The 16354-nt window shown below is 52.7% G+C and carries 17 protein-coding genes and 1 other annotated feature; of the genes, 10 read left to right on the top strand and 7 right to left on the bottom strand.

Features of this window, described 5'->3' with window-relative positions; all coding sequences use genetic code 11:
• The first annotated feature begins 24 nt into the window (after positions 1-24).
• The 4 genes from trmD (at position 25) to HMPREF3178_RS03770 (ending at position 3161) form a co-directional block, all read left to right on the top strand.
• Positions 25-792, top strand: a complete 768-nt coding sequence (gene trmD, locus HMPREF3178_RS03755) for a tRNA (guanosine(37)-N1)-methyltransferase TrmD (RefSeq protein ID WP_004104636.1) — start codon at positions 25-27, stop codon at positions 790-792.
• A 39-nt stretch (positions 793-831) separates the two neighbouring features.
• Positions 832-1179 (top strand): 50S ribosomal protein L19, encoded by a 348-nt coding sequence (rplS, locus tag HMPREF3178_RS03760; RefSeq protein ID WP_004104634.1) that lies wholly within the window; start codon positions 832-834, stop codon positions 1177-1179.
• 120 nt (positions 1180-1299) lie between these two features.
• Positions 1300-1737: a DUF2946 domain-containing protein gene (locus HMPREF3178_RS03765; RefSeq protein WP_004104630.1), complete on the top strand. Its 438-nt coding sequence runs from the start codon at positions 1300-1302 to the stop codon at positions 1735-1737.
• Between the two features lie 53 nt (positions 1738-1790).
• Positions 1791-3161: a PepSY-associated TM helix domain-containing protein gene (locus HMPREF3178_RS03770; protein ID WP_017145523.1), complete on the top strand. Its 1371-nt coding sequence runs from the start codon at positions 1791-1793 to the stop codon at positions 3159-3161.
• Between the two features lie 4 nt (positions 3162-3165).
• On the opposite strand, the gene HMPREF3178_RS03775 is transcribed toward HMPREF3178_RS03770, so the two are convergent.
• From HMPREF3178_RS03775 to HMPREF3178_RS03785, 3 genes are read right to left on the bottom strand one after another with little or no spacing between them, the layout of a single operon-like run.
• Entirely contained in the window at positions 3166-3648 is a 483-nt protein-coding gene (locus HMPREF3178_RS03775; protein ID WP_004104626.1) for an OmpA family protein, read from the bottom strand.
• Positions 3649-3659: 11 nt separating this feature from the next.
• Positions 3660-4883, bottom strand: a complete 1224-nt coding sequence (gene dgcN, locus HMPREF3178_RS03780) for a diguanylate cyclase DgcN/YfiN (RefSeq protein ID WP_004104624.1) — start codon at positions 4881-4883, stop codon at positions 3660-3662.
• Positions 4876-5385 (bottom strand): regulatory sequestration protein YfiR, encoded by a 510-nt coding sequence (locus tag HMPREF3178_RS03785; protein ID WP_004104622.1) that lies wholly within the window; start codon positions 5383-5385, stop codon positions 4876-4878. Before HMPREF3178_RS03785 ends, dgcN begins: the two co-directional genes overlap by 8 nt.
• Before the next feature lie 344 nt (positions 5386-5729).
• Between HMPREF3178_RS03785 and aroF the strand changes: the two genes are divergently transcribed.
• The 3 genes from aroF to HMPREF3178_RS03800 all read left to right on the top strand — a co-directional run bounded on the left by aroF (position 5730) and on the right by HMPREF3178_RS03800 (position 8873).
• The gene (gene aroF, locus HMPREF3178_RS03790) at positions 5730-6800 is read left to right on the top strand and encodes a 3-deoxy-7-phosphoheptulonate synthase AroF (protein ID WP_004104620.1); all 1071 of its coding nucleotides are present in this window, start codon (positions 5730-5732) and stop codon (positions 6798-6800) included.
• Positions 6801-6809: 9 nt separating this feature from the next.
• Complete coding sequence (tyrA, locus tag HMPREF3178_RS03795; RefSeq protein WP_017145524.1) at positions 6810-7931, top strand: bifunctional chorismate mutase/prephenate dehydrogenase; 1122 nt, start codon at positions 6810-6812, stop codon at positions 7929-7931.
• 69 nt (positions 7932-8000) lie between these two features.
• On the top strand, positions 8001-8873 hold the full coding sequence (locus tag HMPREF3178_RS03800; RefSeq protein WP_023321442.1) for an SMP-30/gluconolactonase/LRE family protein: 873 nt from the start codon (positions 8001-8003) through the stop codon (positions 8871-8873).
• Here the strand turns inward: HMPREF3178_RS03800 and pheA are convergent.
• From pheA to bamD, 4 genes are all read right to left on the bottom strand, one after another.
• Positions 8870-10030, bottom strand: coding sequence for a bifunctional chorismate mutase/prephenate dehydratase (gene pheA / locus HMPREF3178_RS03805; RefSeq protein WP_004104617.1), 1161 nt, complete (start codon positions 10028-10030; stop codon positions 8870-8872). The genes HMPREF3178_RS03800 and pheA overlap by 4 nt on opposite strands.
• Positions 10031-10060: 30 nt before the next feature.
• Positions 10061-10185: a sequence feature (Phe leader region), on the bottom strand.
• The gene (pheL, locus tag HMPREF3178_RS30750; protein ID WP_101706155.1) at positions 10137-10184 is read right to left on the bottom strand and encodes a pheA operon leader peptide PheL; all 48 of its coding nucleotides are present in this window, start codon (positions 10182-10184) and stop codon (positions 10137-10139) included. Its footprint overlaps the feature before it by 48 nt.
• 106 nt (positions 10186-10291) lie before the next feature.
• Complete coding sequence (raiA, locus tag HMPREF3178_RS03810; RefSeq protein WP_004104616.1) at positions 10292-10627, bottom strand: ribosome-associated translation inhibitor RaiA; 336 nt, start codon at positions 10625-10627, stop codon at positions 10292-10294.
• Between the two features lie 271 nt (positions 10628-10898).
• Positions 10899-11636: an outer membrane protein assembly factor BamD gene (gene bamD, locus HMPREF3178_RS03815; protein WP_004104615.1), complete on the bottom strand. Its 738-nt coding sequence runs from the start codon at positions 11634-11636 to the stop codon at positions 10899-10901.
• Between the two features lie 132 nt (positions 11637-11768).
• Here bamD and rluD point away from each other — a divergent pair, with 132 nt between their 5' ends.
• From rluD to clpB, 3 genes are all read left to right on the top strand, one after another.
• A complete protein-coding gene (gene rluD / locus HMPREF3178_RS03820; RefSeq protein ID WP_004104614.1) occupies positions 11769-12749 on the top strand; it encodes a 23S rRNA pseudouridine(1911/1915/1917) synthase RluD in 981 nt (326 codons plus the stop codon).
• Positions 12746-13477, top strand: coding sequence for a purine nucleoside phosphorylase YfiH (gene yfiH, locus HMPREF3178_RS03825; RefSeq protein ID WP_016808274.1), 732 nt, complete (start codon positions 12746-12748; stop codon positions 13475-13477). The genes rluD and yfiH overlap by 4 nt, the downstream gene beginning before the upstream one ends.
• A gap of 127 nt (positions 13478-13604) precedes the next feature.
• Positions 13605-16178 (top strand): ATP-dependent chaperone ClpB, encoded by a 2574-nt coding sequence (gene clpB / locus HMPREF3178_RS03830; RefSeq protein ID WP_017145526.1) that lies wholly within the window; start codon positions 13605-13607, stop codon positions 16176-16178.
• Positions 16179-16354: the final 176 nt, after the last annotated feature.

Below are 16354 nucleotides of genomic sequence, written 5' to 3' on the forward strand. Positions count from 1 at the left end.
AAACGGCACTATGGGGATTGGCTTGTGTTTATAGGTATCGTTAGCCTGTTTCCAGAAATGTTCCGCGCAATTACCGATTACGGGGTAACTGGCCGGGCAGTAAAAAATGGCCTGCTGAGCATCCAGAGCTGGAGTCCTCGAGATTTCGCTCATGACCGGCACCGTACCGTGGACGATCGTCCTTACGGCGGCGGACCGGGGATGCTAATGATGGTGCAACCTTTGCGGGATGCGATTCATGCAGCAAAAGCCGCGGCAGGTGAAGGCGCAAAGGTGATTTATCTTTCACCTCAGGGGCGCAAGCTTGATCAAGCTGGCGTCAGCGAACTGGCAACAAATCAGAAGCTGATTTTGGTGTGCGGTCGCTACGAAGGCGTAGATGAGCGCGTAATTCAGACCGAAATTGATGAAGAATGGTCAATCGGCGATTACGTTCTCAGCGGTGGTGAGCTACCGGCAATGACGCTGATTGATTCCGTTTCCCGGTTTATTCCGGGGGTTCTGGGTCATGAAGCTTCGGCAATCGAAGATTCGTTTGCTGAAGGATTGCTGGATTGCCCGCACTATACGCGCCCTGAAGTGTTAGAAGGTATGGAAGTACCGCCGGTATTGCTGTCGGGAAACCATGCGGAGATACGTCGCTGGCGTCTGAAGCAGTCGCTGGGCCGAACCTGGCTTAGAAGACCTGAACTTTTGGAAAACCTGGCTCTGACTGAAGAGCAAGCAAGGTTGCTGGCGGAGTTCAAAAAGGAACTCGCGCAACAGCAACATAAACATGATGGGATGGCGTAAGCCCCCAATATCAGTTTACCCAGGATAAGAGATTAAATTATGAGCAACATTATTAAGCAACTTGAACAAGAACAGATGAAGCAGGACGTACCTTCCTTCCGTCCGGGTGATACCGTGGAAGTGAAAGTATGGGTTGTTGAAGGTTCCAAAAAACGTCTGCAGGCATTCGAGGGCGTGGTTATCGCTATTCGTAACCGCGGTCTGCACTCTGCATTCACTGTTCGCAAAATTTCCAACGGCGAAGGCGTTGAGCGTGTCTTCCAGACTCACTCTCCGGTAGTTGACAGCATTTCTGTCAAACGTCGTGGTGCTGTACGTAAAGCTAAACTGTACTACCTGCGTGAGCGTACCGGTAAGTCTGCTCGTATCAAAGAGCGTCTTAACTAAGATTCGCTTTCGCGACATCCTGAATGAGAGGGCTGGCCTGATGGGCCAGCCCTTTTTTTATCTTCATTTTAACTATTTCATTGAGAATCATTTACAATATGGCCCTCATTCGGAGGGACCGTGGTCAGCACTATTTTTCATCACCCGGCATCACAACGGCACGCCGCGTGGCTGGCGCTGTTTGCGATCCTGCTGATCGTGGTGGCGCCGCTGATCTCTGTCGCGCTGCAAAAAGATCCGATGAGCGGTATGCACCATTTAACGATGGAAATGACGCAAGAGATGCCATCACATCAGATGCCCATGATGCATACTGACGCCTCGATTGCGGAACACGCGCACAGCATGCCGGTCGATCATGCTGAAGCCTGCGGCTACTGCGTACTATTAGCCCACGTGCCAGGGATGATTTTTGCGCTGGTACTGCTGATCAGCCTGGTGCTTCGACGCTATAGCGCACCGGTTTTCCGTCCGGAACGGAAACACTGGCACTACTTTCCCTGGCTTTACCCTCATACCCGCGCTCCGCCGCAACAGTCTGCTTGCTTCCTTAACTAAAAAATCATGTGCGCACTGCGCAACGTTCTCTTTTGCTCTCAAAAAGGAAAAGTATGACTACCTGCACCTCGCGCGCGGCATGGCTGAACCTGCTGCGTCGTCTTCATTTCTATATCGGACTGTTTATCGGACCGTTTATCTTCGTGGCGGCTCTAACCGGTACGCTCTATGTCGCCACCCCGCAGCTGGAAAGCTGGCTCTATAAAGAGACTCTGGAGGGGACGCTCAGCGGCGAAAAGCAGCCGCTGAGCGCGCAAATTACCGTAGCAATGGAGGCGGTCCAGGGAAACCTCCGTTTGCACGCGGTTCGACCGGGGATTATGGCTGGCGATACTACCCGAGTGATGTTTATTGATCCAAATCTTGGCGAGTCTGAAACTCGGGCAATTTTTGTCGATCCGGTGACGTTACGCGTGACAGGTGATATGCCGGTTTACGGCACCAGCGGTATTTTGCCGCTGCGGCAGTGGATTGATTATGCCCATCGCTCTTTGCTGCTGGGTAACTTAGGCCGACTGTACAGCGAGCTGGCAGCCTCCTGGATGTGGGTTGCCGCTCTTGGCGGGATCGCGCTGTGGTCGATGACCCGACCGCGTCGTCGTATAAATAATAGAGTGCAGAATAACCGTCGCCTGCATGTTTCTCTCGGCTGGGCGCTGTTAATCGGTATGCTGTTATTCTCTGCGACCGGTTTGACCTGGTCACAATGGGCGGGCAGTAACGTCGACAAGATGCGCGCCGCCTTTGGCTGGTTGACGCCGCAGGTGAACGCGCAGCTGGAAAGAACCACTCCGGCAATACAGGATCCACATGCGGAACATCATATGAGACACGGGGCGATGGAGAAGACGAACGTCCCACTTCGCGTAGAGGATTTTGACGAGGTCCTGCAGGCTGCTCGCAAGTCCGGGCTGGAAGCAGGCAAGCTGGAGATTCGTCCTCCGTCGGCCTCCGGACGGGCGTGGACGGTAAATGAAATTGACAGAAGCTGGCCGACACAGGTTGATGCGGTAGCGATCGATGGTTCAAATATGCAGGTCGTGGACCGCACTCATTTTTCCGACTTTCCGCTGATGGCTAAACTAACCCGCTGGGGCGTGGATTTCCATATGGGAATTTTGTTCGGGCTTGCCAATCAGCTACTGCTTATCGTATTCGGGATTGCACTCTGCGTGATGATCGTGGTGGGGTACCGTTTGTGGTGGATACGCCGTCCCGCGAGTTCGGCCTTTAACCCGGCTAATACGCTGCTCCACGCGTGGCTGGGCTTAGCATGGCCTGCTCGTCTGTCGATCGGCGTTATCACAGTGATGTTGGGGCTGGCGCTGCCGCTAATAGGGATTAGCCTCGCGCTGTGTCTCGCCGTTGATTATCTGCGCTGGCGCGCAGCAACGGCGATGACAGAGGCTAAGTCAGTCGAATAGGTGCTTAAGGCGTGCTGATAACCACCGTGACGCGGCGGTTTTCAGCGCGTCCTTGTGCGGTAGCGTTGCTGGCTATCGGATACTTTTTCCCGAGCCCGCGAGTGGTCAAATTGGTGCGCGGAATATTTGCCCCTTCGGCCCAGGCATCCGCAACGCTGTTCGCGCGTTTAAGCGATAACATTTCGTTGTAAGCGTCTTCGCCGTAATTATCAGTATGTCCTTCGAGACGACTATGGGTAATTCCGGTGGTGGCCAGACGCGAAGCCATAGTGCGAATTTGCTGTTTGCTATCGGCACGCAGGTGATAGTCGTTTTTGTCGAATAATATGGAGTCAGATATTCCTAATGACCAGTCGCCATTGGCTTCAGTAAAGCCATATGACTTCATTGCTGCAATTTGTTCTGCAGAGAATTTTCCTTGCGGAGCCTGACAGCCGCTTAGAAAAAGTGCGGCCAGTAAAGCAGGAGCAAAATATTTCCCGATCATGGTGATTCCTTTTATTTTTGCGTTCGCTGTAAGCGCTGGTGTTTCATCCGATACATATTTTGGTCGGCAAGTTCTTGCAGATTTTCCGCGGAGGCATGTTCCCAGGTTAACGCGTAACCAATACTCAGCGACAGCCTGACGGTGTGGCCGTTGTGGAGATTAAACGGCGGGATAAACTGTTCCGACAATGCGCTGCAGAGTGCCTGAACTTCAGCCTCTGTATGAACATTGCGCAGCAGAATGGCAAATTCATCGCCGCCGAGACGCCACGCCTGGTGCTGTTTGCCGACAAAGGCCATCAGGCGGCTGGCGACCTCAATTAACACCTTGTCGCCGGCAGCATGGCCCCAGTTATCGTTAATGAGCTTGAAATTATCGCCGTCAAGAAAAAGCAGCGCAGAACTACCATGGACGGTTTCGTCTTTCATCAACGCATTAATAACGTTGCGGAAAGCGGCTCTGTTAGCCAGGCCGGTCAACGGATCGTGCAAGGAGCTACGCAGAAGCTGGGCATTTTTAGCCTGAAGCTGCCGCTGCCAGTCCTCCATCTCGCCCAGCAGACTATTAAAGTCCAGGGCAAAGAGGTGAAACTCTTCAATACGCTCTTCGGGGACCCGACGAGAGAAATGGCGATTTTCGCGGATATCATGGACTACCTCGGTAATACTCTGCAGCGCAGCCACGATGCCGCGATGCAGCGAGTGGGTAAGCAGCAATGCAATGCATGAGGCGAGAAAAATGCTGCCGGTTAGCACAATAATTGAGATACCGAGGAAATAGCTTATCAGCCTGTCCAGCGCGGTCAGACGAAGTTCACCGATAACTTTCCCCTGGTGCAGGATAGGTTGTACCGTGGGTTCCGGGAATAGCCATTTGCTGATAACGTCGCTGACTTTATCCTGCCTGGCCAGGCCATCGTTATGCCATGAGGCAAAGGGCTTCTGCCGACCGTCGACCAGGATTGCCTGCGAAAACTGTCCCTGCTTGCCCAGCGTGGCCAGGGTATCTTCAGCCGCCGCGCTATCGCCAAAGACCAGCGCGGCTTCCAGACTACGGCCCATCGTGGCGGCGGTGAGCTCCAGATTTTTTTGTGCGTATTGCTTGAGTGTGAATATGGAAGCGGCGCAGAGCAATAGCCAGACCAGTGTCATAGAGATAACAACGCTTATCATGCTGATACGGCGTAGCGCTCTTTTAAATGTGGGGCGCGGGGCCTGAGAAAAATCCTTATTCATGTGATGTTTTCCGGGCAAGCATCAGCACATCGGGATTAACCCGAACGCCGCTGTGCGTCAGTACATCCAGATTTACGGAAAATCTGACTCTCTCATTGTTTATAAGCAGGCAAAATGCGCTGCCAATAGAGCAATCGGTGTTTTGTTCCGCAATAAGCAATAGGGGCCGGTTTCCATATTTAGCTGTAAATTCAGACTGCTGAGTCGGAGATTCACTGCCAAAATAAAAACCATCGCAGGTCGTCTGTAAGGCTTCTTCCGTATTACGAACAATCACGGGTTTATAAGGCAATAATTCCGGTGCTTCTTCGGCCAGGCTATGGATATAACGTGATGTCGAAAAAATACAAAGCTTTGGCGGGCCGGATAACTGCGGCCAGCGTGTATAGGTCACGATTCCCGAAACGATCGTCCGAACATTTTCAGACGGTTCGGAGGCAACAGCAGAGATACCCACGAGCGATAGTACTAAAGTCAAAAAGAGACGGTGAAGAACTGTCATTACGGATCCGTCAGGTTGTCATAGCGCGGGGGATGCAGATTGCTGAAACCCGGGCGAAGAATAGCATTATTGCTGAAAACCGTCATTAGCCAGCCCCGCCGCTTTAAGATAATTCTCACCAGGATTTTTCGTAAAAGAATGGAGTGAAAAGAGGGGAAGTGCTGAACCTGCATGCTTGTTGTAAATATAATTGTACATTATGAAGTGAATCTGGCGCGATTTAATTTATAACTGTAAAGTAAAATTTACGGAATATGGATTGAAATCTTTACTTCATATGGTATCGTTACGTCATCCTCGCTGAGGCAATAACTATCGCAAACGAGCTATACAGGATCGCAATCATGCAAAAAGACGCGCTGAATAACGTACATATTACTGACGAACAGGTTTTGATCACGCCGGATCAGTTGAAAGCTGAATTCCCTCTGAGCGTTGAGCAGGAAGCGCAGATCGCGCAGTCTCGTCAGACCATCTCTGACATCATCGCCGGTCGCGATCCGCGCCTGTTGGTGGTATGTGGTCCTTGTTCGATTCACGATCCTGAAACCGCCATTGAGTACGCTCGTCGTTTTAAAGCCCTTGCCGAAGAGGTCAGCGATAGCCTCTATCTGGTCATGCGCGTCTATTTTGAGAAACCCCGCACCACCGTTGGCTGGAAAGGGCTGATTAACGATCCGCATATGGATGGTTCGTTTGATGTAGAAGGCGGCTTGAAGATTGCGCGTCGTCTGCTGGTTGAGCTGGTCAATATGGGGCTGCCGTTAGCGACGGAAGCGTTGGATCCTAACAGTCCTCAATACCTCGGCGATCTGTTTAGCTGGTCCGCCATCGGCGCGCGTACGACAGAATCTCAGACTCACCGCGAGATGGCCTCCGGGTTGTCGATGCCGGTCGGTTTTAAAAACGGCACCGATGGCAGCCTTGCAACGGCAATTAACGCCATGCGCGCTGCCGCAATGCCGCACCGCTTCGTCGGTATTAACCAGGCCGGTCAGGTGTGTCTGCTGCAAACGCAGGGCAATCCAAACGGACACGTCATTCTGCGTGGCGGTAAAGCGCCCAACTACGGCCCGGAAGATGTCGCGAAGTGCGAAAAAGAGATGACTCAGGCGGGACTGAAACCCTCTCTGATGGTAGATTGCAGCCATGGGAATTCTAATAAAGACTACCGCCGCCAGCCTGCGGTTGCTGAATCCGTCGTCGCGCAGATTAAAGATGGTAATCGTTCCATTATTGGTCTGATGATTGAGAGCAATATCCACGAAGGAAACCAGTCCTCTGAGCAGCCGCGTTGCGATATGAAATACGGTGTCTCCGTGACCGATGCCTGCATTAGTTGGGAAACCACCGATGCGTTGCTCCGCGAACTTGATAAGGATCTGCGAGGCCATCTGGCGGCTCGTCTGGCGTAAGAGGATTATATGGTTGCTGAACTGACCGCGTTACGCGATCAAATTGATGAAGTCGATAAAGCGCTGCTGGAACTGCTGGCTAAGCGCCTGGAGCTGGTTGCGGAAGTCGGAGAAGTTAAAAGCCAATACGGTCTGCCGATTTACGTCCCTGAACGTGAATCGGCGATGCTGGCCTCCCGCCGTGAGGAGGCTGAGGCGCTAGGGGTTCCGCCGGATCTTATCGAAGATGTTTTGCGTCGCGTCATGCGTGAGTCTTACTCCAGCGAGAACGATAAAGGTTTTAAAACGCTTTATCCGAATCTGCGTCCGGTGGTGATCGTCGGCGGCGGCGGGCAAATGGGGCGACTGTTTGAAAAAATGCTGACGCTTTCCGGATATCAGGTGCGTATCCTCGAGAAAGACGACTGGTCTCGGGCCGAGGAGATCGTCGCCGATGCCGGAATGGTCATCGTCAGCGTACCGATTCACAAAACAGCGGCAACGATTGCTCAACTGCCGCCGCTGCCGGCGGACTGCATTCTGGTCGACCTGGCCTCGGTGAAAGCGGAACCGCTACAGGCGATGCTGGCCGCGCATAACGGACCGGTATTGGGATTACACCCCATGTTTGGGCCTGACAGCGGCAGCCTGGCGAAGCAGGTCGTGGTGTATTGCGATGGCCGCCAGCCTGAGGCGTACCAGTGGTTCCTGGAACAAATCCAGGTCTGGGGCGCGCGGCTCCATCGTATTAGCGCCGTCGAACACGATCAGAACATGGCCTTTATTCAGGCGTTGCGCCACTTTGCCACCTTCGCTTATGGCCTGCACCTGGCCGAAGAGAACGTGCGACTTGAGCAACTTCTGGCGCTGTCGTCACCGATTTATCGCCTTGAACTGGCGATGGTTGGCCGGCTGTTCGCCCAGGATCCGCAGCTCTACGCAGATATTATTATGTCCTCAGAAAACAACCTGGCGCTGATTAAGCGCTACTACCAGCGCTTCGGTGAAGCTATCGGCCTGCTGGAACAAGGGGATAAACAGGCATTCATTGACAGCTTCCGTAAGGTCGAGCACTGGTTCGGTGATTATGCCCAGCGCTTCCAGAGCGAAAGCCGGACGTTGCTGCGTCAGGCAAATGATAATCGGCAGTAAGTGTTAAAAGACGTATACAATAAAGCCAGAGGGGTGACCCGCTGGCTTTTTTTTATAGGGATGAAAACGATGGCTGAACCACAACCGCTGTTTGATTACACCGGGCATTTACCGGAATGTCCGACCTGGAGCGAAGCCGAACAGGCATTGTACTGGGCCGATATTATGGAGTGCGAGATTCATCGCTACGACGTGCAGACGGGCGATCATCAGGTACTGCAGTTTCCCGAAGAGCCCGGCTGTTTTGCACTACGCGAAAAGGGCGGTTTTATCGTCGCTTTACGTAGCGGTATCTGGCTCACCGATGTTCATGGATTACTGCAGCGAAAAGTCTGCGATAACCCCAGTAATCCGCAATTAGCCCGTTTTAACGATGGCGGAACCGATCGCGATGGCCGCTTTTATGCCGGGACTTTCTGGGGGCCGGGAGATTTTAACGGCGCGCTCTTGATGCGCATTGATAACGATCTCTCTCCGCAGGTTATTCAGTGCGATATTCATGGCGCCAACGGTCTGGCATTTAGTGAAGACAAGCGGTGGATGTATACCTCGGATACGCCCAATGCCGTTATCTATCGTACACCGCTGGATGAGCAGGGCGAGGTGGGTAAACGCGAGGTCTTTCGTCGCTTTCAGCCCGGTGAGGGCATTCCTGATGGCGCGGCCATCGATACTGAAGGTTGCTACTGGAGCGCGATGTTTGACGGTTGGCGTATTGCGCGCTTTTCTCCGACGGGCGAGCAACTGGAGGAGTACCGTCTACCGGTGCGTTGCCCGACGATGGTGTGCTTTGGCGGAGCGGATATGAAAACGCTCTATATCACGACCACGCGGGAGAATATGGATGCTGAAGAGCTGGCGAAATATCCGCTTTCCGGCGCGATCTTCACCCTGCCGGTGACCGTGGCAGGGATGAAGAAGTTGCCGTTTACAGAACGTTAAACCGGATCGACCGGCACCACGTTTTCGCTGGCATAACATCCCAGTACTTTCATTGAACGGGTTATCTCGGCCAGCTCTTTTAATGCCTTACGCATTGGCATTGACTCCAGGTTGGCCTGGATATCCAGATAAAACATCTCTTCCCACGGATTGCCATGAATAGGACGCGATTCCAGCTTGGTCATAATCAGGTTATGGTTTCTCAGCACCAGTAGCGCTTCTACCAGGGCCCCGGCTTGCTGGCCGGTAGCCATCAACAGAGTGGTTTTCGCCGGCACCTGATCGGAGACCTCCACCGCTTTACGCGCCAGAACGAGGAAGCGGGTGATGTTTTGCGTCTGGTTAGCCTGGCAATGTTCCAGTACCTGCAAACCGTGCAGCGCTCCGCCTGCTTCGCTGCCCAGAGCGGCAACGGTTGGCGATTTTGCCTGAGCGACCTTTTCCATCGCCGAAGACGTGCTATCGGTATATTCAATGTTCCAGTGCGGATAGCGGCTTAGATACTGGCTGCACTGCTGGAACGGCTGCGGATGGCTGTAGACCGTCGTAATCTGTTGCGCATCGGTGGATGTTGAAACCAGCACGCAGTGATCGATAGGCAGCGTCAGCTCGCCAACGATAGATAGGCTGGTGTGCTGCAGAAGGTCATAAACATCATTGATGCCGCCAGAACTGGTATTTTCAATAGGGACGACGGCGTAATCAGCCTGACCGGTTTCCACTTGCTCAAAGATATCCGCGAATTTAGCGCAGCCGCTTTCGATAAACTGTTCAAAGTGGCGGGCGGCATACTGACGAGCCGCAAGATGCGAGTATGAACCTTTGGGCCCGAGAAACGCGACTCGTGCAGAGTGCGGATTAATTTTATTCAGATGCTGCTGGAGCAGCGTTTGCTGGGTAAGGACCGAGTCTTCAATAATGAGTTGAAACAGGCGTGTGATGTAGTGGGCATCAAGATGGTGTTTTTTTCCCAGCGTCATCAGGCGTTCAAGCAGATCGCGCTCGCGGTCGATATCCCGCACCGGCCGGTGCGATGCCAGCTTGGCTTTTCCAACCTCTACGGCCAGGCCGCGGCGTTCCGCCAGCAGCGCCAGCAGTTTTTCATCCAGAGCGCTGATCTTATCGCGTAGGGCCAGTAATGGGTTTTCCTCGGTCATATGTGTTGCCTTTCTTGTTATTGATTATCAATAAAAAAGGCCTCCCTTTTGGGAGGCCTTATTGTTCGTCTTCGCATTCTTTATCACACGACGAATTGCCTCCCATTCAGGGGAAGGTAAAAAAGAATGCGAAGAAGAACGGGATGAGTTTCACGATGAATTCCTTGAGTTAGTGGGGATTACAGTACCTGTACTGTTTTCACTCTGTCAATAAAAAACGCGCCCGAAGGCGCGTGGCATGACACAAGCTTAAGTTAAGGATTACTCTTCTTCTTCCACAAAGCCTGCCTCTTTCACCGATGTGGCGGCGCGGCGGGCTTCCCCTTTGTGTTGCACTTTATTTAGCTGCCGTTCCAGCTTGTTGATCAATTCGTTGATTGCGGCATACATGTCTTCGTGCCGTGCGCTGGCAACCAGGTGACCGTTCGGCGTATTGATGGTTGCGTCAGCGACAAAACCCTGCGGCTCCTTAGAGAGGATGATATGCGGGTTGATTAAGTGAGTTTGCCATTTATCCAGTTTGGCGAGACGGTCTGCGACGTGCTGGCGAATTGCCGGAGTAATTTCCATTTGTTTACTGGTAATGTTCATTGTCATAAATTTTACCTCTTGTCTTTCCCGTCTTGGTGAATTCAGCATACCTCGCCTAATGTCAAAAAGCGTGATTTAAATCACATTTTATTGTCACTTTTTGTCAACGAATCTGTTTTGTGAGAAAGGACAGGAACAGGCGAGATTTTACTTGTCGAATGGCAGAAAGAGAGCCATATTTGATGAGTTAACTCGGGGCTAAACCGCTTCAGCTAAACTATTTAACGAATAAAAAAACGGCAGCCCTTGGGCTGCCGTTTTGTTTAGCGACCGACTATCAGGTGTTCTTGCTGTTAGCCGCAATGATCTTCGCAACCTTGTCAGCCTGAGCGTTCATTTGCATCTGACGGTAGGCATTTTCCATCTTCGGTAGCGCATCACGGGTGGCCTGCGTATCCGGGTAATTACGCAGCATGCCATCGACGCGGTTAACCACTGCAACCCATGCGCCACGATCGGTATAGTAATCGACCACTGACAGCTCGTACTTCGCCAGGCGATCCTTCAGGAACACCATACGCTTGTAAGCATCGGTAGAGTACTGACTGTTAGGATAGCCACGGACCAGCCTGGAGAAGTCGTTAAAGGCATCACGCGCGTGTTGTGGGTCGCGATCGGAGCGATCGACGCCAAAGAAGCCCTGCAGCGCACTGTCATCCAACGCCATATTTGTCAGACCACGCATATAAATGACGTAATCAATGTTAGGATGCGTAGGGTTCAGGCGTACAAAGCGATCGATGGCTGCCTGAGCCAGCGGCAGGTCTGCGTTTTTGTAGTACGCATAAATCAGGTCCAACTGCACCTGTTGGGAATAAGGTCCAAAGGGATAACGGTTATCCAACGCTTCCAGTTGCGTTATTGCCTGTTTCCAGTTACCGTCCTGCAGCTTTTGCTGAGCGGTCGCGTAGATCTCATTCGGCGGATTATCGGGCACCTCCTCCTTTGAGCCAGAGCAACCCACCAAAGCCAGGCTCAGTGTGGCTGCTGCCACCAGGTATTTCATGCGCGTCATGACGTTTTGACTTCCTCAAAATGTTTATGCGGGAGAATCTCTGTTCCTGCTCCCGATTAAGACCAGCTACAATAGCACACTATATTAAACGGCAAAGCCGTAAAACCCAACGTTAAAACGAAGAAGCTGTATATGGCACAACGAGTACAACTCAACGCAACGGTGTCCGAAAATCAACTCGGACAACGCTTAGATCAGGCTTTGGCCGAATTGTTCCCGGATTATTCGCGTTCGCGCATAAAAGAATGGATCCTTGACCAGAGAGTGCTGGTAAACGGCAGCGTCAGCGACAAGCCGAAAGAGAAAGTTCTGGGAGGGGAGACGATTGCTATCGATGTTGAAATCGAAGAAGAAGTTCGTTTCCAGGCACAGGATATTCCGCTCAATATCGTTTATGAAGATGATGACATCCTCGTAATTAATAAACCGCGCGATTTAGTTGTGCATCCTGGCGCGGGCAACCCTGACGGTACTGTGCTGAATGCGCTGTTGCACTACTATCCGGCCATTGCTGACGTGCCGCGTGCGGGGATTGTGCACCGTCTTGATAAAGACACCACCGGTTTGATGGTGGTCGCGAAGACTATCCCGGCGCAAACCCGACTGGTGGAGTCCCTGCAGCTGCGCGAAATCACCCGCGAGTATGAGGCGGTGGCGATTGGTCATATGACGGCTGGCGGAACGGTTGAAGAACCGATTAGCCGCCACCCGACCAAGCGTACGCATATGGCGGTACATCCCATGGGAAAACCGGCGGTAACACACTACCGGATTATGGAGCATTTTCGCATCCATACTCGGCTGCGTTTGCGCCTGGAAACCGGCCGTACGCACCAGATTCGCGTACATATGGCGCACATTACTCACCCGCTGGTGGGCGATCAGGTCTACGGCGGTCGCCCGCGTCCGCCCAAAGGGGCATCCGAAGAGTTCATCGCTGCCCTGCGGAAGTTCGATCGTCAGGCGCTGCATGCCACCATGCTACGCTTATACCATCCGATCAGCGGAATTGAGATGGAATGGCATGCGCCAATTCCACAGGACATGGTGGATTTGATTGATGCCATGCGCGCGGATTTTGAAGCCCATAAAGACGATATCGACTGGCTATGACTAAACTGATTGTACCGCAATGGCCGATGCCGGAAGGCGTGGCTGCCTGTAGTTCCACGCGCGTTGGCGGGGTAAGTTTATCGCCATACGATTCACTTAATCTCGGCGCCCATTGTGGAGACAATCTACAGCACGTAGAAGAGAACCGTCGGCGTATGTTCGCCGCTGGCGGCCTGCCGTCATATCCGGTATGGCTGGAGCAGGTTCACGGTACGGCAGTTTTGCGACTCGATGGCGGACCGTACGAGTCAAAGCGAGCGGATGCTTCGTACTGCAATGTGCCGGGGACGGTCTGCGCGGTGATGACCGCTGACTGCCTGCCGGTGCTTTTTTGTAACCGCGCGGGTACTGAAGTTGCGGCTGCGCATGCCGGTTGGCGAGGGCTGTGCGAAGGCGTACTGGAAGAAACCATCGCCTGTTTCGCCGATAAACCGGAAAATATCATGGCCTGGCTTGGGCCCGCCATTGGGCCGGATGCGTTTGAGGTCGGCCCGGAAGTGCGGGAAGCTTTTATGGCAAAAGATGCCCTGGCGGAACGTGCATTTCGTCCCGCGGGTGAAAAATATTTTGCTGATATTTATCAACTGGCTCGTCAGCGTCTGGCGGGCGTTGGCGTTGAGCAGATTTACGGCGGTGACCGCTGTACCCTCAGCGAAAAGGATGATTTTTTCTCTTATCGCCGCGACAAGATGACGGGTCGTATGGCAAGTTTCATCTGGCTGATATAACCTGCCGAACTAAGACGATCCAGAAGGCAAACTTATTTTTGCATAGTTCAGGTCTTTAACCTTGAATAATTGAGGGATGACCTCATTTAATCTCCAGTAGCAAATTTGACCTGTTATGGGAGGAGTTATGCGTCTGGATCGTCTTACCAATAAATTCCAGCTTGCTCTTGCCGATGCCCAGTCCCTTGCGCTTGGGCACGACAACCAATTCATCGAACCTCTTCATCTTATGAGCGCCTTGCTGAATCAGGAAGGGGGATCGGTACGTCCTTTATTAACTTCGGCTGGCATCAACGCCGGAGAGCTACGCACCAATATTGAACAGGCGCTAAGCCGTTTGCCGCAGGTGGAAGGTACCGGTGGTGATGTTCAACCGTCCCAGGACTTGGTGCGTATTCTGAACCTTTGCGACAAGCTGGCGCAAAAGAGAAAGGACAACTTTATTTCGTCAGAACTATTCGTTCTGGCTGCGCTTGAATCACGCGGTACGCTGACCGACCTTTTAAAATCTGCCGGAGCAACAACCGCCAACGTGAGTCAGGCGATTGAACAAATGCGCGGAGGTGAAAGCGTGAACGATCAGGGTGCCGAAGATCAACGTCAGGCATTGAAAAAATTTACCGTCGATCTGACCGAGCGTGCCGAGCAGGGCAAGCTTGACCCGGTCATCGGTCGTGATGAAGAAATTCGTCGTACGATTCAGGTTCTGCAGCGTCGTACCAAAAATAACCCGGTGCTCATCGGTGAGCCTGGCGTAGGTAAAACGGCCATTGTTGAGGGGCTGGCGCAGCGGATCGTTAACGGCGAGGTGCCGGAAGGGCTGAAGGGCCGTCGAGTTCTGGCGCTGGATATGGGCGCGCTGGTGGCGGGTGCCAAATACCGCGGTGAGTTTGAAGAACGCTTAAAAGGCGTACTGAACGATCTCGCTAAGCAGGAAGGTAACGTTATCCTGTTTATCGATGAGCTGCACACGATGGTGGGGGCAGGTAAAGCAGACGGTGCAATGGATGCCGGCAACATGCTGAAACCGGCGCTGGCGCGCGGTGAACTGCACTGCGTGGGTGCCACAACGCTGGATGAATACCGGCAGTATATTGAGAAAGATGCCGCTCTGGAACGTCGTTTCCAGAAAGTATTCGTGGCGGAGCCGACTGTTGAGGATACCATTGCGATTTTGCGTGGTCTGAAAGAACGGTATGAACTGCACCATCACGTGCAGATCACCGACCCGGCGATTGTGGCGGCAGCCACGCTGTCCCATCGTTATATTGCCGATCGACAGCTGCCGGATAAAGCCATCGACCTGATCGATGAAGCCGCTTCCAGCATTCGGATGCAGATTGACTCAAAACCGGAAGAGCTGGACCGGCTCGACCGCCGTATCATCCAGCTCAAGCTGGAGCAGCAGGCGCTGAAGAAAGAGTCTGATGACGCCAGTATTAAGCGACTGGATATGCTAAATGAGGAACTGGCGGATAAAGAACGTCAGTACTCAGAATTAGAGGAAGAGTGGAAGGCTGAAAAAGCCTCGCTTTCCGGCACTCAGACCATTAAGGCTGAACTGGAACAGGCTAAAATCGCCATTGAGCAGGCGCGTCGCGTCGGCGATCTGGCGCGAATGTCCGAGCTCCAGTATGGCAAGATCCCTGAGCTGGAAAAACAGCTGGCGGCGGCAACGCAGTCTGAAGGCAAAACGATGCGTCTGCTGCGTAACAAAGTAACGGATGCCGAAATCGCGGAAGTGCTGGCTCGCTGGACGGGTATTCCGGTGGCCAGAATGCTTGAAGGTGAACGTGAGAAACTGCTGCGTATGGAGCAGGATTTGCATAGCCGCGTTATTGGTCAGAACGAAGCGGTGGAAGCAGTATCTAATGCGATTCGCCGTAGCCGTGCTGGTTTATCCGATCCTAACAGGCCGATTGGCTCGTTCCTGTTCCTTGGGCCTACCGGGGTGGGTAAAACAGAACTCTGTAAAGCTCTGGCCAACTTTATGTTCGATAGCGACGATGCAATGGTACGTATCGACATGTCAGAGTTTATGGAGAAACATTCCGTTTCACGTCTGGTTGGGGCGCCTCCGGGATACGTGGGCTATGAAGAAGGCGGCTATCTGACCGAGGCGGTCCGTCGTCGTCCTTATTCTGTCATCCTGCTGGATGAAGTGGAAAAAGCGCACCCGGATGTCTTTAACATTCTGCTGCAGGTGCTGGATGATGGACGTTTGACCGATGGGCAGGGGAGAACGGTCGACTTCCGTAATACGGTGGTCATCATGACTTCTAACCTTGGCTCCGACCTTATTCAGGAACGCTTTGGGGCACTGGATTATGGCCATATGAAGGAGATGGTGCTGGGCGTGGTTAGTCAAAGCTTCCGTCCAGAGTTTATCAACCGTATTGACGAAGTGGTTGTCTTCCATCCGCTGGGTGAAAAACATATTGCTTCTATCGCGCAGATTCAGCTGCAGCGGTTGTATAAACGACTTGAGGAACGCGGCTACGAAGTCCACATGTCTGATGAAGCGCTGAAATTGCTGAGCGAAAATGGATACGATCCTGTTTATGGCGCACGTCCTCTGAAACGTGCTATCCAGCAACAGATCGAAAACCCGCTGGCGCAGCAGATCCTCTCCGGTGAATTGATACCGGGTAAAGCAGTGCGACTGGTTGTGAAAGATGACCGGATAGTGGCAGTGCAGTAAATCACAAAACAGCAAAAACGGGCCCCTGGGGCTCGTTTTTGTTTAAAAACCAGGCAATAATCTCTTTCCTGCTGGCGATTTGGCTGAAAATTAAGCGGGTGAGTTTTTTTTTGAAAATACCGCTTGTCACTTTTAAATTACGCCCTATAATGCGCCTCCACTGACACGGAACAACG

Origin of the sequence: Klebsiella sp. HMSC09D12 (assembly GCF_001808475.1) — a bacterium.
Classification (GTDB): domain Bacteria; phylum Pseudomonadota; class Gammaproteobacteria; order Enterobacterales; family Enterobacteriaceae; genus Klebsiella; species Klebsiella oxytoca.

What these genes read in the sequence shown, in the direction of transcription:
- HMPREF3178_RS03775 (WP_004104626.1), bottom strand. Translation starts at nt 3,648, where the DNA reads ATGATCGGGAAATATTTTGCTCCTGCTTTACTGGCCGCACTTTTTCTA.
- rluD (WP_004104614.1), top strand. Translation starts at nt 11,769, where the DNA reads ATGGCACAACGAGTACAACTCAACGCAACGGTGTCCGAAAATCAACTC.
- rplS (WP_004104634.1), top strand. Translation starts at nt 832, where the DNA reads ATGAGCAACATTATTAAGCAACTTGAACAAGAACAGATGAAGCAGGAC.
- tyrA (WP_017145524.1), top strand. Translation starts at nt 6,810, where the DNA reads ATGGTTGCTGAACTGACCGCGTTACGCGATCAAATTGATGAAGTCGAT.
- HMPREF3178_RS03800 (WP_023321442.1), top strand. Translation starts at nt 8,001, where the DNA reads ATGGCTGAACCACAACCGCTGTTTGATTACACCGGGCATTTACCGGAA.
- clpB (WP_017145526.1), top strand. Translation starts at nt 13,605, where the DNA reads ATGCGTCTGGATCGTCTTACCAATAAATTCCAGCTTGCTCTTGCCGAT.
- HMPREF3178_RS03785 (WP_004104622.1), bottom strand. Translation starts at nt 5,385, where the DNA reads ATGACAGTTCTTCACCGTCTCTTTTTGACTTTAGTACTATCGCTCGTG.
- yfiH (WP_016808274.1), top strand. Translation starts at nt 12,746, where the DNA reads ATGACTAAACTGATTGTACCGCAATGGCCGATGCCGGAAGGCGTGGCT.
- pheA (WP_004104617.1), bottom strand. Translation starts at nt 10,030, where the DNA reads ATGACCGAGGAAAACCCATTACTGGCCCTACGCGATAAGATCAGCGCT.
- dgcN (WP_004104624.1), bottom strand. Translation starts at nt 4,883, where the DNA reads ATGAATAAGGATTTTTCTCAGGCCCCGCGCCCCACATTTAAAAGAGCG.
- raiA (WP_004104616.1), bottom strand. Translation starts at nt 10,627, where the DNA reads ATGACAATGAACATTACCAGTAAACAAATGGAAATTACTCCGGCAATT.
- bamD (WP_004104615.1), bottom strand. Translation starts at nt 11,636, where the DNA reads ATGACGCGCATGAAATACCTGGTGGCAGCAGCCACACTGAGCCTGGCT.
- aroF (WP_004104620.1), top strand. Translation starts at nt 5,730, where the DNA reads ATGCAAAAAGACGCGCTGAATAACGTACATATTACTGACGAACAGGTT.
- HMPREF3178_RS03770 (WP_017145523.1), top strand. Translation starts at nt 1,791, where the DNA reads ATGACTACCTGCACCTCGCGCGCGGCATGGCTGAACCTGCTGCGTCGT.